This window comes from Acetobacter sp., assembly GCF_022483985.1.
GTDB lineage: Bacteria > Pseudomonadota > Alphaproteobacteria > Acetobacterales > Acetobacteraceae > Acetobacter.
The window spans coordinates 1,676,841-1,690,262 of sequence record NZ_JAKVME010000001.1 but is presented as its reverse complement, the minus strand read 5'-3'; the positions used below and the strand labels follow the sequence as shown (position 1 = coordinate 1,690,262).

Below are 13,422 nucleotides of genomic sequence, written 5' to 3'. Positions count from 1 at the left end.
ATGCTCTCTGGATGCAAGACGGAGCTGATATGCGGCATGATGTCCGGAACTCCTATCCACCATCACTCTGGTATGACACAGCAGGACAGGTTCCGGCCTTTGGACAACTGACGGGTTACGATCGTCAGTATGATGTTGCCATTGTCGGCGGGGGATATACGGGGCTTTCCACAGCACTACATCTTGCGGAAAAAGGTCTCAGTTGCGCTGTGCTGGAACGTCACGGTATTGGCTGGGGGGCATCGGGGCGGAATGGCGGCCAGGTTATTGCTGGTCTGAAGTATGATCCGGATGAGCTGGTGGCGCTTTTTGGCCCTGATCTCGGTAACGCCATGATCCGGAGCACCGGCGGTGCGGCAGCTAGTGTTTTCGAGTTGATCGCGCGTTACAATATCGCATGCCATGCGGTGCATAATGGCTGGATTCAGGCGGCTCACTGTGAAAAAGCTCTGGCAAGACTGCGTATCAAGGCCGCGCAATGGGCCGCGCGGGGAGTAGACTCCGAGATTCTGGACGCCAGACGTGTTGCGGATCTGACGGGAGCGCAGACTTATAACGGTGGCTGGCTGGACCCGAGAGGCGGCAAAATTCAGCCTTTGCTGTATGCTTTTGGATTGGCCAAAGCCGCCGCTTCTCTTGGAGCGGATATTTTTGTCAACAGCGCCGTAGAAAACATGACGCGCTCGGCAGGGCGCTGGCGGCTCGGCACGGGGCAGGGCAACCTGATCGCCAGACAGGTTGTTCTGGCGACGAACGGCTATACCGATGGCCTGTGGCCTCATTTGAGAGAAACTGTTGTTCCTGCCTATTCAATTCAGATTTCGACGGAGCCTCTCGTGCCAGAAATCAGGAAAACCATTCTGCCTGACGGGCAGGCGCTTTCGGAAACACGTCGGGTTCTGCGCTACAGTCAGATGGATGCTCATGGCAGGCTGGTCATGGGCACGCGTGGCCCAGCTCATGACGAGACGACCTGGAAGGATGCCACCCCTCTGATCAAGGCCATGCATCGGATTTTTCCTCAAATCGGTGAAGTTCGCCTTGACCATGTCTGGGTTGGCCGGGTCGGTATGACGGCCGATCATTTTCCGCATCTGCATCAGCCTGCTGAAGGTGTGCATGCCGCGCTGGGATATAATGGCCGAGGTGTCGCCATGGCGACTGTGATGGGGCGCATGCTGGCACAGCGGGTGCAGGGTGCTTCTGCTCTGGAAATCGGTTTTCCCGTTACTCCTCTTGAACCTATTGCTTTCCATCAGTTTTCTGGTCTGGGTGTGAGTGCTTATGGAAGCTGGTATCGGCTACTGGACAGGTTGAAAGTCTGACGCCTTGGTCGTGTCGTCGGGCGATGGTCTGCTGTTTTCCGTAAACGGAGATTACGTATTCGTAAAACATCGGAGGTATAAACTTCTTTATTTACCGTTGATTTATATGTGAAAGACTATGGTGGACGAATAAACAATCAGTAACGATTTATTCAGCGCATTGAGGCAAAATCGGGGAGAAACAAAATCCCTTGCGGGAACGTTCACTTGAGGGTGCCTGAAAATGTCGTTGCATTGGCTGCTGTACGTCGCGCCCGCGCGTAAAAAAATTTATTTTGTTATGTCTGCTCCGGTTATTCTCTCTGTATTGGAGCCATTGGTAAGTCTGTACTGGCTGCAGAGGGGGGTAACCCCGAAAATAGAAGCAGTTATGATTGCCGCAAGCGCTGTTCAGTTCCTTTTTTTCGTATGGTTGACGTATATTCTCGTTCGCGCAATGGCAGTTCCTCTGGAAATAATGACTTCTACAACTGAAAAAATTGCATCTGGCGATCTTGATGTTGTTATTTCATACCAGCAGTCGCAGGATTGCATAGGCCGTCTTGCCAAGGCGCTGACCCGCTTCCGTGATCAGGCGCTGGAGAGAGCTCGTCTTCAGAGAGAGGCGCTTGCTCAATCACAGGCTGCTGCTGCCAAAGAGAAAGAGTTCGCAGCGAAAAGCAGTGAAACGCAGCAAAGGACAGAAAATGTCATGCGTGAGCTGATGAAAGGCATGAAGTGTCTTGCGTCAGGAGATCTCAGTTTTCGACATACAGAAAAATTTATTCCGGAATACGAAACCTTCCGCGAAGATTTCAATACTGTCGCCGAAAGATTTTCCAGCACGATCGGTCGGGCGGCATCTAGCGCATCTACAATTGCGGATAGTTGTGCGGAAATCGCTCTGGCTTCCGATGATCTGGCGCGTCGAACAGAGCATCAGGCGGGAAGTCTTGGTGAAATTTCTAGTGCAGTGAATACGTTAACCCAGCGTGTCCAGAAAACGGCACGAGATGCCATGGATGCCCGCACAGCGACGGGAGGAGCGCGTGAGCAGGCTTCAGAGTCTGCGTCTGTCGTTCAGTCTGCGGTTAAAGCCATGCATGAGATTGAGGAATCTTCAACCAAGGTTGCGGATATTCTTGGTGTGATGGATGAGATCGCCTTCCAGACCAATCTGCTCGCGTTGAACGCCGGGGTAGAGGCGGCGCGCGCAGGAGAGGCTGGGCGTGGCTTTGCTGTGGTGGCGACCGAAGTGCGTTCTCTGGCGCAGCGTTCAGCAGTTTCAGCAAAGAATATCAAGGAACTGATTTCTCTTTCCAGTCGGCAGGTTTCGTCGGGTGTGACGCTTGTCACCCAGACCGGTATCGCACTGACAAAGATTTCAGAAAATGTAGAGACTATTTCAGAGATCATCGATTCCATATCTTCGTCTGCCCAGGAGCAGGCTGATAGTCTCGGTCGGATTAATGGTTCATTGGGGGAAATGGATCAGGCGACTCAGCAGAATGCTGCTATGGTCGAGGAAACAACGGCTGCAAGCCATAGTCTTACTCATGAAGTGCAGGATCTTGCAAAAGCGGTGTCAGAGTTCAGTCTGAGCAAGAATTTTGTAAAAAACATGGGCGAAACGGCGAAAAGTACCCGGTCTTTACAGGTAAAGACCGGGACGACGTCACCTGCGCTGACTGTGCAGAATTCAGCAGCGGTTACTCGTCACACAGTTTCCGATGATGGCTGGGAAGACTTCTGATCTTCCGATTGACACTGATAACAACAAGGATCGTCTAATGCCTGCTACCATCATGATTGTCGATGACTCCCGGACCATGCGCGACATGCTCCATCGGACTCTTGAAGGAGCTGGCTACCTGGTGGTCGAAGCAGTCGATGGGAAAGACGGGCTGGAGAGGCTGAGCCACCTTCCAGACCCTCCGGAAGCTATTATTTCCGATATCAATATGCCTAATCTTGATGGATATGGTTTCATATCCGGGGTTCGTTCTTTGGAAAAGATGCAAAAAACACCCATTCTCGTTCTGACGACTGAAACGGATCCTGTCAAAAAAGAACGGGCAAAGCAAGTCGGCGCGACAGGTTGGATCGTGAAGCCGTTTGCTCCTGCAATTCTCCTGAAGGCCATTGAACGCGTTACGGCCTGAGTAAGCGGAGGCGACCCATGGACGAACTTGATGCTATTAAACCAATTTTTTTCGAAGAATGTTCAGAGCAACTTGTTGAGCTTGAGCGGGCTCTAGCAATCCTTGAATCCGGTGAGGCTGATCAGGAAACGGTCAACAGCGCTTTTCGGGCAGTTCATTCGATCAAAGGTGGTGCCGGTTCTTTCGGCATGACTGAACTTGTGAGATTTGCCCATGTGTTTGAAACGGCGCTGGATCTCCTACGGTCCCACAAGATTGAATCCACACATGAAGTATTGAAGATTTTTCTTCGTGCAACCGATATTCTCAGTGATCTAACTGCCTTTGAACAGGGAGGGGAACCTGTAGATGAACAGCGTCAGCAGGAGAGTATTCAATCACTTGAAGCATTGTTACGGAAACCTGACGAGATAACTTCTAAAGAAGAGGAAGAGGAGGAAGATTGGGGACTTCCTGAAGGGTTTGTGCCAGTCCCTGTGTCTGCTGAAATATTCAGCGAACCGGCTGTAGATCAGGTTGCTGTAGACACTCCGGATGATTCCACAGACGGATTTGAGATATTTGATTTTGAACCGATCAAACAGGTAAAAGAAGAAGAAAAAAAAACAGAAGAAAAACCATTCAAAAATATTGAAAGCAAGAAATCTGCGCAGGGTGGCCGTGCTGCGCCTTCCAGTAGTAATGCGCAAAGCATTCGCGTTGATGTCAGTCGTATTGATCGACTGATGGATCTGGTGGGAGAGTTGGTCATCGGACAGGCGGCCCTACGCGAATCTTTTTCTTCTTCTGAAAAGAAAAATTATTATCCTGATCCAGGAGGCAGTGATCTTTCAGATGCGATGAACAGTACTGAGCAACTGACGCGTGATCTGCAGGATGCAATCATGGCGGTCCGCGCTCAACCGATGCGCGCAGTCTTTCAGCGAATGCAGAGAGTTGTTCGAGAGGCTGCGCATCTTGCCGGCAAGCAAGTTCATCTGGAGATGGAAGGGGAAGACACGGAAGTCGATAGAACACTGATTGAAAAGTTGACTGATCCTCTCACGCATATGTTGCGCAATGCTGTTGATCACGGCGTTGAAAAAGAACAGGTGAGATTGCAGCATGGCAAGCCTGAGGCTGGGACGATTCGATTGTCTGCCGCACACAAATCGGGACGAATTGTGATCACGCTCAGCGATGATGGAGCAGGTATAAACCGTGTCCGCGTGCGTGACATCGCTGTGGAAAAAGGGATTGTTTCTGCTGATGCTCAGTTGAGTGATGCAGATATTGATAATCTTATTTTTGCTCCTGGCTTTTCAACGGCCACAACCGTAACCGACCTTTCTGGTCGAGGTGTAGGAATGGATGTGGTCAAACAGGCTATTCAGGATCTGGGTGGACGAATATCCATTACTTCGGAGGCAGGCAAAGGGTCTTCATTTTCCCTCAGTCTTCCTCTGACGCTGGCTGTGATGGATGGAATGTTGGTGACGGTTGCAGGACAGCTTTTGATCCTGCCTGTTTCCTGTATTGTTGAAACAATGCAAGTCAGTAAAGAAAATATATTTGTCTCCGGGAGTAATTCCACTGTAATTTGCGTAAGAGGTCGATTTATTCCAATCGTGGATGTTTCGAAATCTCTTGGAATAAAAAGTAGAAGAGAAAGTTCCGACCAGCCTGTAATTCTGATTGTGGAAGATGATGCGGGTAAGATGACAGCTCTTGCGGTCGATCGTATTGAAGGTCAACTACAGGTTGTCATAAAAAGTATAGAAAAAAACTATCGTTCTGTCAGATACGTTTCTGCGGCGACAATACTCGGTAGTGGTCGTGTTGCTTTGATATTGGATGTGCCAGAAATCGCTACTTCTGCCGAAGGTAGAATGCTGGATATGTGGATATCTGAAAATGAAAACAAGGCTTCTCTTGAATGTGTGGGTGAAATCTGATGCAGGAAAACAACATATTGCCTGTTAGTTCAGGAAAAGTCATTTCATTTAATGTGGGAGAGCAGGAATACTGTGTCGATATTCTGCGTGTAAGGGAAATAAGAGGGTGGACAGAAGCAACCCCACTTCCCGGAACTCCACGATGCATCAAGGGTGTCATCAATCTCCGTGGGATTATTGTGCCGGTTATCGATATGTGTGAACTTTTACACGTATCACATCATGATTCCTCTGATCGTAATGTGGTCATGGTTATTGATGTTGATGGTAAGACCGCAGGGCTCCTGGTGTCAAAAGTCTCTGATATTCTGGATATCACTGCTGAAATGGTTCAGGATGTTCCTGTCTCCAGCACTGATGAAATTGATCCGCTCGTGAGTGGTCTGATTGCTTTTGATGGCCGGATGATTGGCTTTCTACAATTGTCTGTTGTGGCAGAGCAGGCACTGGAAAGCACTCCATGAGCACACTCTCAGAACAGAACCTGTCTGGTGGGGAGATTCCTTATGATGAGTCTGATTTTAATAGCATAAGAAATATTCTAAAAGAAAAAAGTGGAATTTCTTTAAGCTCTTCAAAAATGCGGCTTGTGTATTCCAGGCTGTCACGAAGAGTCAGGCTATGTTCCCTTCCTGATTTCCGATCATATATTTCGTTTGTCAATTCTTCTTCCGGAGTTGAAGAACGGTCATGTATGATTGATGCTTTAACGACAAATGTCACAAATTTTTTCCGTGAAAAATATCATTTTGAGCATTTTGCACAGGTTGTCATGCCTGAAATCATAAATCGTGCACAAAAAGGAGAGAAGATAAGAATATGGTCATCCGCCTGTTCGTCTGGGCAGGAGCCTTTTTCCATTGCCATGACTGTTCTTGACTGTTTTCCGACGGCTAACAAATATGACATTAAAATATTAGCGACAGATATCAGTCATGAGATGATAGATTTTTGCCGACGTGGTGTTTATTCGATATCAGAAACTGAGTCCATTGCTGAAGATTTTCTGAAGAAATACTCAATAAAAACAGGGGATAGAATTCATTTTTCTGATGATATAAAGAAACTTATCAGTTTCAGAAATTTGAATCTGCTGGAATCCTGGCCGATGCAGTGTCAGTTCACCTCCATTTTTTGCCGTAATGTAGCTATTTATTTTGATCGTGCCACGCAGAATATATTGTGGCGTAGACTTGCTGACGCGCTCCTGCCTAGTGGGTATTTATATATTGGACACTCGGAAAAAATAGCAATGGAAACTGCTCCTGACATCACCCCGTGTGGATGTCCTACAACGTATAGGAAAGATATATGAATAGAAAAATTCGCGTTATTATCGTCGATGATTCTAAAACTGGACGCGCTTTTATCGCGGCGGCCTTGCATCGGGATTCTGATATTGAAATTATAGGAATGGCATCTGACCCACTGGAGGCTAGGGATCTTATTATCAAGGATCAGCCTGATGTCATTACCCTTGATATTGAAATGCCCAACATGAATGGTTTGCAATTCCTTGAGAAAATCATGAGGATGCGTCCAATCCCAGTAGTCATGGTCTCAAGTTTGACGGCAAGAGGAGCCGAGACCTCAGTAGAAGCGCTTCAACTTGGTGCATTCGACTGTTTTCCAAAACCGGCTGCCTTTTCTGGTATTGATGCTTATGCAGGGCTTGTTCCTATAGTGAGGGCTGCTGCCGGTTCAATGTCGGGGCGAAATTCTTCAAGGAATAGTAGTTGTAGTAGTAAAAATTCGGAACGACGGGTCGTGTTGCCTGAGGTGATCGCTATCGGGGCCTCGACCGGTGGGGTGGAAGCCTTGGGGGCTATTCTTCCACGTTTACCCTCTGTTTTTCCACCAGTCATGATAACGCAGCACATGCCACCGCTTTTTACGGCGAGTCTGGCTACACGTTTGAACCAGATGTGTGATATCACTGTGCAGGAAGCGGAAGATGGTGTTCCTCTGGAAAATGGGCATGCTTATATTGCTCCCGGCGGAAACCGCCATATGCACCTGAAAAAGATGGGAGGACAGCTCTTTGCCAGTCTGGATGCAGGTGATCCGGTTTCAGGACACCGTCCTTCTGTTGATGAACTTTTCAGGTCTGTCGCTCATTGTTCAGGAGCGTCCTCGGTGGGCGTTATTCTGACGGGTATGGGACGTGATGGTGCAGAGGGTTTGCTGGAAATGAGGAATGCTGGTGCCTACACTCTGGGGCAAAATGCTGCATCCTGTGTTGTTTATGGAATGCCAAAAGCTGCGATGGAGGTTGGAGCTGTTGAACGCATGGTTCCTCTCGGTTCCATGGCGGAAATGCTGATTTCATATTGTAAGTCTGAAAACGGAGGTTTTGTCTGATGCCTGATGCTGCTTCAATTCATGTTGTCATTGTCGATGATCAGACATCCATTCGCGCTATCCTGCGAAACAGTCTGGCTCAACTTGGTATAATTAATGTTTCAGAAAGGAAGAATGGGAAAGATGCTATGGAGTATCTTGCTCAGAATTCCGCTACTCTTATTATTTCAGATTTTAATATGCCAGAAATGAATGGTCTGGAACTGTTGAGGGCTGTGAGAGCCAATCCACGAACAGCGAAAACCGCTTTTATTATTTTGACCGGTGAAGCCAGCAAGGAACTCGTGCAGGAAGCTGTTAAAGCAGGCGTCAATAATTTTCTCGCAAAGCCGTACACGGTTGGTAAGCTGAAGGCGGTGATGGAAGCCGTCTTTGGTACTATTGTATGACAATCGAAAAAAATCTCCATGCGTGATGCCAACACGATTTTGGTGACGCAGGGTGAAATGTACATATCCTGCGACCCCAACGTGATCATGACCACACTTGTCGGTTCGTGCATCTCTGCATGTATGTTTGATAGTGCGGCAAAGATTGGTGGTATGAATCATTTCCTTTTGCCCGACGGAAGCGAAATCTCTGCCACCAGCAGATTGTCATATGGTTTCTATGCCATGGAGTGTCTGATCAATGGTCTTGTAAAACAGGGTGCCCGGAAAAGTCATTTGTGCTGCAAATTGTTCGGCGGTGCCAATATTCGTGCTAATCTCGGTGATATTGGCACACGAAACGCGACATTCGCGACAGATTTTCTGAATAGTGAGGGTATTTCTTGTGTCGGTTCCAGTCTGGGAGGCGATAGAGGACGAAGAATTCGTTTCTGGCCAGCGACAGGTCGAGCCCAGCAACTTATGGTTCGTGACGATACTATCGTCAATCGTGAGATGGAGACTGCACGGAAAGACCTTCTGCGTCGTCATGATTCGGCTGCGCAGGAAGTGGAATTTTTCTGAATGAATCGCACTTCCTTGAATATTTCAGATCTTCTCTTTCGTGCAGGGAAAGTTTCCGAACACATTGAAAATCTTCTGATTGCATTGCAGGACAGGTTGGCCCAGCGTGAACCAGATGTGTGTTCCGAACTGCAAAATCTTGATCTGGCAACGCAGTTGTCGGCTGAACTGACCGCCCTTTTGAGACGCCTCTCTCTTGATGGTCATGTCATCGCCGCCGGTCAGCCGAGTGATGTGGCCGCGATTGTCGGACCTGTGAAACTTGACGCTGTTTCCAGTATTCTGGCTGGCGAAAGCCCCTCCAAACAGGAAGACTCTTCGGAAGTCGAACTGTTTTAGGCAGGCTTTAGGAGAGGAAAGAGCTAAAGAAGAGATGTTCACTCTTCAGCGGAGGCTTCTTCCAGTTCGCCCTGAACGATGAACCATTCCTCTTCTGCTCTTTCCTCGTTTTTTTTGAGTGTCGCCAGTTTCATCGTCAGTTTGGTGACATCATCACCAGCAGAAGATTCATAGAGAGCAGGATCAGCCAGACGCGCTTCGACCTTCGCCCGTTCTGCGGCCAGCTTTGTGACCTTGGCCTCGGCCTCTTTCACCTTCTTGCGTAGGGGGGCAAGCGCCTTGCGTGCCTCGGCACGTTCACGGCGTTCCTCCTTCTTGCCGCCGGATGGGTCATTCTCCCTGCCAGAGGCGTTCCGTGCGGCAGCGCGGGACTGTTCCAGCAGCCATGTGCGATATTCAGCCATATCGCCTTCAAACGGCGTGACCTTCCCATCACCGACCAGCCAGAGACGGTCCGCGACCATCTCCACCAGATGCGGGTCATGGCTGATCAGGAGGACGGCTCCTTCAAATTCGGATAATGCCCGCACGAGTGCGTCTTTGGCGTCGAGATCAAGATGGTTGGTTGGCTCATCCAGGATCAGCAGTTGCGGTGCGTCACGGGTGGCCAGCGCGAGTAACAGCCGGGCCTTCTCGCCACCGGAAAGCTCGGACACTTTGGTCTCGGCCTTACCTGCATCAAGACCGAAACGGGCGAGTTGCGAACGCACTTCGGGTGGCAGCGCCTTCGGCAGGGCGCGGGCCATGTGGTCGATCGGCGTGTCGCTCGTGACCAGTTCTTCCGCCTGATGCTGGGCGAAGTAACCGACCTTCAGGCGCGGACTGTGGTTGACGGTACCGGACATTGGTTCAAGCCGTCCGGCCACCAGTTTGGCGAAGGTGGATTTACCATTGCCGTTTGCGCCAAGCAGCGCGATGCGGTCTTCCATATCCAGCCGGAGCGACAGGTTGGAGAGGATAGCCTTGCCGTCATAGCCGATGGTCACGCGGTCCATGGTGAGCATTGGCGGGGGGAGGGGCTCAGGCTCGGGAAACGCAAAACGCGTTGGCGTGTCTTCCACCACACTGTCGATCACAGGCAGCTTTTCGAGCGCCTTGATACGGGCCTGAGCCTGCTTCGCCTTGGTCGCCTTGGCGCGGAAACGGTCTACGAAGGACTGCATGTGCGCCCGACGTGCGGCCACCTTTTCGGCGGCGCGAGCCTGCTGAAGCGCCTGCTCGGTGCGGATACGGACAAATTCCTCGTATCCGCCCGGTGTCAGCGACAGTTTGCCTCGGTCAAGATGGGCGATGGCGTCCACGCAGGCGTCGAGCAGGCCACGGTCATGACTGACGATCAGAGCCGCGCCACCGAAGCGTGTGAGCCAGCTTTCGAGCCAGAGAGTCGCTTCGAGATCAAGATGGTTCGTCGGTTCGTCGAGCAGCAGCAGATCGGGCTCAAGAAACAGCGCGGTCGCGAGCGACACGCGCATCCGCCAGCCACCGGAGAAGTCGGAAACCGGTCGGGCCTGTGCCTCCGCATTGAAACCAAGACCCGAGAGGATGGCGGCCGCGCGGGCAGGAGCGCTGTCGGCATTGATGGCGATCAGTCGCTCATGCACCTCGGCAATGCGTTGTGGATCGGTCGTGGTTTCCGCCTCCAGAAGCAGGGCAGCCCGCTCCGTGTCACCTGCCAGCACCGTATCGACCAGCGAGGCCGGGCCTGAAGGCGCTTCCTGTTTGATCCGCCCCATGCGGGCGCGGGAAGACAGGCGGATCGAGCCGCCATCCGGCTGGATATCGCCCGCGATGGCCGCAAGAAGAGTGGATTTACCCGCGCCGTTGCGGCCGATCAGGCCTACCTTGCGTCCCGGTTCGATGGACAGATTCGCCTGATCCAGCAGGGTGCGACCGGCAATGCGGAGTGTCAGATCATGGATGACAAGCAGGCTCACGGGACTCTCAATGTTCAGAAACGGCGAAAAGTTTGTCTCGCCATAGCATCCAATGCAGCAAAGCCCTACCCGAGAGGCGGAGAATGCTCTAGAGGGCATCCATCCGCGGGATGATCCGCAAAGCAAGCGGTTCCGTCTCCGGGCGGGACACACAGACTATCGGGAGCCACACATGGCCGTAGAACGCACCCTCTCCATCATCAAGCCAGACGCAACGCGTCGTAACCTGACCGGCAAGATCAACGCCGTGTTCGAAGATAACGGCCTGCGTATCGTCGCCCAAAAGCGCGTTCAGCTGAGCGAAGCACAGGCAGGCGCGTTCTACGCTGTGCACAAAGAGCGTCCGTTCTACGGCGAACTGGTGTCCTTCATGATCTCCGGCCCGGTCGTGCTTCAGGTTCTCGAAGGCGAGAACGCTGTTCTGAAGAACCGTGACGTCATGGGCGCCACGGACCCGAAGAAGGCCGAGCCGCAGACCATCCGCGCCCAGTTCGCCGAGAGCATCGAAGCCAACTCCGTGCACGGTTCTGACAGCGCAGAGAATGCAGCGAACGAAATCCGCTTCTTCTTCGCCGAGACGGAAATCCTTCCGTAAGTCAGACTGACTGAAACCAGACCTGTCCTGAACCTTTCCTCCGGGAGGGAACGTAAGGGCGGGTCTGACTCAGTTCCGTGCCGACAAGCGGACGGTCCTGTCGGTATCTGGAAAATGGCAGTTGGCTCTCCAGTGGGCAGCCGACAAGTTGCAGGACGATGACCGTCATGTCTTCCCCTGATGAGACGGGCGCATCTCCCCGTTCACGCCATATTCTGACCAGCACCGGCTGGAACATTATCGGTCGCATTGCGCCGGTTTTTGTCGCTATTCTTGTGACCCCCCGACTGATCCATCTGCTTGGTCTGTCGCGCTGGGGCATTTTCACCATCGCCCTGAGTCTGATCAGCACTCTCGGTATCTTCGATATGGGACTGGGCCGCGCGCTCACCCGCGCGATTGCCGATCGTCCTGAAGGGAAGACCACGTCCGAGACTGCGGATCTGATCTTGACCGGCAGCGCCATGATGGGGCTGATGGGAGTCTTGGGTGGAGGCATCGCCGCTGTACTGGTGGGGCTGTGGGTTGATCACGGACTGAAAATCGCGCCGGAATTGCACTCTGAAGTGCTCTGGTCATTGTGGATATTCTGCGCGACCGGCCCGCTACTGATGATTAACGCCGCGTTCTGGGGTGTTTTTACCGGTTATAACTCATTCCGGACCGTCAATCTCATTACCATTCCGGTTTCAGTCGCCTATTACATCGCGCCCGTTCTTGTCCTTTATGTCTGGGACAATCTTGTGGGTGTCATGCTGGCGATCTTCGCCTGCAGGCTGTGGCTCACCTTCGCCTATGCGCGATCCCTGCTGCGCCTGATCCCGGCATTGAGGCAGGCCCGCTTGCGTGGCCATCTTCTGAAACCACTGCTGCGGATCGGCGGCTGGATGACGGTTTCCAATTTTGCCTTTCCTATCCTGAACTATGTCGATCGTTTCATGATCGCCAGCGTGGTCTCGGCTGCCGCGACCAGTTTCTACACGACGCCCGCTGATGTCGTGACTCGCTTTAACATGCTGAGTTCGTCCGTCAGCGCTTCCTCTTTTCCTGCTCTGGCCTCCTCATGGCGGCGAGAGCCGGAGCGGGCATCGGAGATTTACTGTACGAGCGTGCTGGCGGTCAGTGCCCTGCTGTTTCCACCCTGTCTGATCACGGCCCTGTTCAGCCACACTTTTCTGTCGCTCTGGATTGATCCCTCGTTCGCGGATCACAGTGCGATCATCATGAAATTCCTGTGCGTCGGTGTCTTTCTGGGCGGTGTCGATTCCATTGCGTCTGGACTACTGGACGCTATTGGCCGACCGGATGTGAACGCACGTTTTTCCATCGGTGAAATTATCTTCTATCTGCCGCTTCTGTATCTTTCCCTGATTTATTTTGGCGTTCCGGGAGCAGCCTGTGCATGGGCGATCAGGATCTGTGCCGATTATAGCGCCCGCTCTCTGGTCAGTGTCCGGTTCTATGCACCGTTGAAATCCGCAATCCTGCGCGTCCTGCCGGCGACCTTATCTGGCGCGGTGCTGTTGGTGTTGGCCATGGCTGGTGTTTCTAGCGTGATGGCTTTGGGGGAGATGCTCCTGTCCCTGCTGGTTTTCTATGCGATCCTGTGGTTTGTCTGCCTGAATCGCTTGGAACGGGCAGCCTTTCTGTCCTTCGCGGGGAAAATAAAGAATAGGGTTGGTATAAAGATATAAATAATACACTCATTCTGGGAGTTTGAAGGTTTCATAAGATTAGGTTTGGGTCATTTCTAGCTATATGTTTGCCTCTCATTCTGACTGTTTAGGCATGAATGGCGGCCATTTATTACTTAAAAAAACCGTCTGCTTCATATCATCTA

Annotated in this window: 14 protein-coding genes; 12 read left to right on the top strand and 2 right to left on the bottom strand. The window is 51.6% G+C overall.

Features of this window, described 5'->3' with window-relative positions; all coding sequences use genetic code 11:
* The first annotated feature begins 29 nt into the window (after nt 1–29).
* The 10 genes from LKE90_RS07455 (at nt 30) to LKE90_RS07410 (ending at nt 9,053) form a co-directional block, all read left to right on the top strand.
* Nucleotides 30–1,325 (top strand): NAD(P)/FAD-dependent oxidoreductase, encoded by a 1,296-nt coding sequence (locus LKE90_RS07455; RefSeq protein WP_291492183.1) that lies wholly within the window; start codon nt 30–32, stop codon nt 1,323–1,325.
* A gap of 223 nt (nt 1,326–1,548) precedes the next feature.
* Entirely contained in the window at nt 1,549–3,057 is a 1,509-nt protein-coding gene (locus LKE90_RS07450; protein ID WP_291492185.1) for a methyl-accepting chemotaxis protein, read from the top strand.
* A gap of 37 nt (nt 3,058–3,094) precedes the next feature.
* Nucleotides 3,095–3,466, top strand: a complete 372-nt coding sequence (locus LKE90_RS07445; protein WP_291492187.1) for a response regulator — start codon at nt 3,095–3,097, stop codon at nt 3,464–3,466.
* A gap of 17 nt (nt 3,467–3,483) precedes the next feature.
* On the top strand, nt 3,484–5,400 hold the full coding sequence (locus tag LKE90_RS07440; protein WP_291492189.1) for a chemotaxis protein CheA: 1,917 nt from the start codon (nt 3,484–3,486) through the stop codon (nt 5,398–5,400).
* A complete protein-coding gene (locus LKE90_RS07435; protein WP_291492190.1) occupies nt 5,400–5,864 on the top strand; it encodes a chemotaxis protein CheW in 465 nt (154 codons plus the stop codon). The genes LKE90_RS07440 and LKE90_RS07435 overlap by 1 nt, the downstream gene beginning before the upstream one ends.
* Nucleotides 5,861–6,715, top strand: a complete 855-nt coding sequence (locus tag LKE90_RS07430) for a CheR family methyltransferase (protein ID WP_291492191.1) — start codon at nt 5,861–5,863, stop codon at nt 6,713–6,715. The genes LKE90_RS07435 and LKE90_RS07430 overlap by 4 nt, the downstream gene beginning before the upstream one ends.
* Entirely contained in the window at nt 6,712–7,761 is a 1,050-nt protein-coding gene (locus tag LKE90_RS07425; RefSeq protein ID WP_291492193.1) for a protein-glutamate methylesterase/protein-glutamine glutaminase, read from the top strand. The genes LKE90_RS07430 and LKE90_RS07425 overlap by 4 nt, the downstream gene beginning before the upstream one ends.
* Nucleotides 7,761–8,150 (top strand): response regulator, encoded by a 390-nt coding sequence (locus LKE90_RS07420; RefSeq protein ID WP_291492195.1) that lies wholly within the window; start codon nt 7,761–7,763, stop codon nt 8,148–8,150. The genes LKE90_RS07425 and LKE90_RS07420 overlap by 1 nt, the downstream gene beginning before the upstream one ends.
* Nucleotides 8,151–8,168: 18 nt before the next feature.
* Nucleotides 8,169–8,714 carry a chemotaxis protein CheD gene (locus tag LKE90_RS07415; protein WP_291492197.1) on the top strand — a complete coding sequence of 182 codons (546 nt, stop codon included), beginning with the start codon at nt 8,169–8,171 and terminating at the stop codon, nt 8,712–8,714.
* Nucleotides 8,715–9,053 carry a hypothetical protein gene (locus LKE90_RS07410; RefSeq protein ID WP_291492199.1) on the top strand — a complete coding sequence of 113 codons (339 nt, stop codon included), beginning with the start codon at nt 8,715–8,717 and terminating at the stop codon, nt 9,051–9,053. It begins immediately after the preceding gene.
* 38 nt (nt 9,054–9,091) lie between these two features.
* Here LKE90_RS07410 and LKE90_RS07405 read toward each other — a convergent pair whose 3' ends face one another.
* Nucleotides 9,092–10,987 carry an ABC-F family ATP-binding cassette domain-containing protein gene (locus tag LKE90_RS07405; RefSeq protein ID WP_291492201.1) on the bottom strand — a complete coding sequence of 632 codons (1,896 nt, stop codon included), beginning with the start codon at nt 10,985–10,987 and terminating at the stop codon, nt 9,092–9,094.
* Nucleotides 10,988–11,159: 172 nt separating this feature from the next.
* Between LKE90_RS07405 and ndk the strand changes: the two genes are divergently transcribed.
* Nucleotides 11,160–11,582, top strand: a complete 423-nt coding sequence (gene ndk, locus LKE90_RS07400) for a nucleoside-diphosphate kinase (protein ID WP_291492203.1) — start codon at nt 11,160–11,162, stop codon at nt 11,580–11,582.
* Between the two features lies 1 nt (nt 11,583).
* On the opposite strand, the gene LKE90_RS07395 is transcribed toward ndk, so the two are convergent.
* The gene (locus LKE90_RS07395) at nt 11,584–11,751 is read right to left on the bottom strand and encodes a hypothetical protein (protein WP_291492204.1); all 168 of its coding nucleotides are present in this window, start codon (nt 11,749–11,751) and stop codon (nt 11,584–11,586) included.
* Here LKE90_RS07395 and LKE90_RS07390 point away from each other — a divergent pair.
* Complete coding sequence (locus LKE90_RS07390; protein ID WP_291492206.1) at nt 11,750–13,276, top strand: flippase; 1,527 nt, start codon at nt 11,750–11,752, stop codon at nt 13,274–13,276. The two genes, LKE90_RS07395 and LKE90_RS07390, sit on opposite strands and share 2 nt — an antisense overlap.
* Nucleotides 13,277–13,422: the final 146 nt, after the last annotated feature.

Bases quoted from the DNA above. Each gene is read 5' to 3' on its own strand.
- LKE90_RS07410 (WP_291492199.1), top strand. From the start codon at position 8,715: ATGAATCGCACTTCCTTGAATATTTCAGATCTTCTCTTTCGTGCAGGG.
- LKE90_RS07445 (WP_291492187.1), top strand. From the start codon at position 3,095: ATGCCTGCTACCATCATGATTGTCGATGACTCCCGGACCATGCGCGAC.
- LKE90_RS07450 (WP_291492185.1), top strand. From the start codon at position 1,549: ATGTCGTTGCATTGGCTGCTGTACGTCGCGCCCGCGCGTAAAAAAATT.
- LKE90_RS07435 (WP_291492190.1), top strand. From the start codon at position 5,400: ATGCAGGAAAACAACATATTGCCTGTTAGTTCAGGAAAAGTCATTTCA.
- LKE90_RS07420 (WP_291492195.1), top strand. From the start codon at position 7,761: ATGCCTGATGCTGCTTCAATTCATGTTGTCATTGTCGATGATCAGACA.
- LKE90_RS07415 (WP_291492197.1), top strand. From the start codon at position 8,169: ATGCGTGATGCCAACACGATTTTGGTGACGCAGGGTGAAATGTACATA.
- LKE90_RS07395 (WP_291492204.1), bottom strand. From the start codon at position 11,751: ATGACGGTCATCGTCCTGCAACTTGTCGGCTGCCCACTGGAGAGCCAA.
- LKE90_RS07390 (WP_291492206.1), top strand. From the start codon at position 11,750: ATGTCTTCCCCTGATGAGACGGGCGCATCTCCCCGTTCACGCCATATT.
- LKE90_RS07455 (WP_291492183.1), top strand. From the start codon at position 30: ATGCGGCATGATGTCCGGAACTCCTATCCACCATCACTCTGGTATGAC.
- LKE90_RS07430 (WP_291492191.1), top strand. From the start codon at position 5,861: ATGAGCACACTCTCAGAACAGAACCTGTCTGGTGGGGAGATTCCTTAT.
- ndk (WP_291492203.1), top strand. From the start codon at position 11,160: ATGGCCGTAGAACGCACCCTCTCCATCATCAAGCCAGACGCAACGCGT.
- LKE90_RS07440 (WP_291492189.1), top strand. From the start codon at position 3,484: ATGGACGAACTTGATGCTATTAAACCAATTTTTTTCGAAGAATGTTCA.
- LKE90_RS07425 (WP_291492193.1), top strand. From the start codon at position 6,712: ATGAATAGAAAAATTCGCGTTATTATCGTCGATGATTCTAAAACTGGA.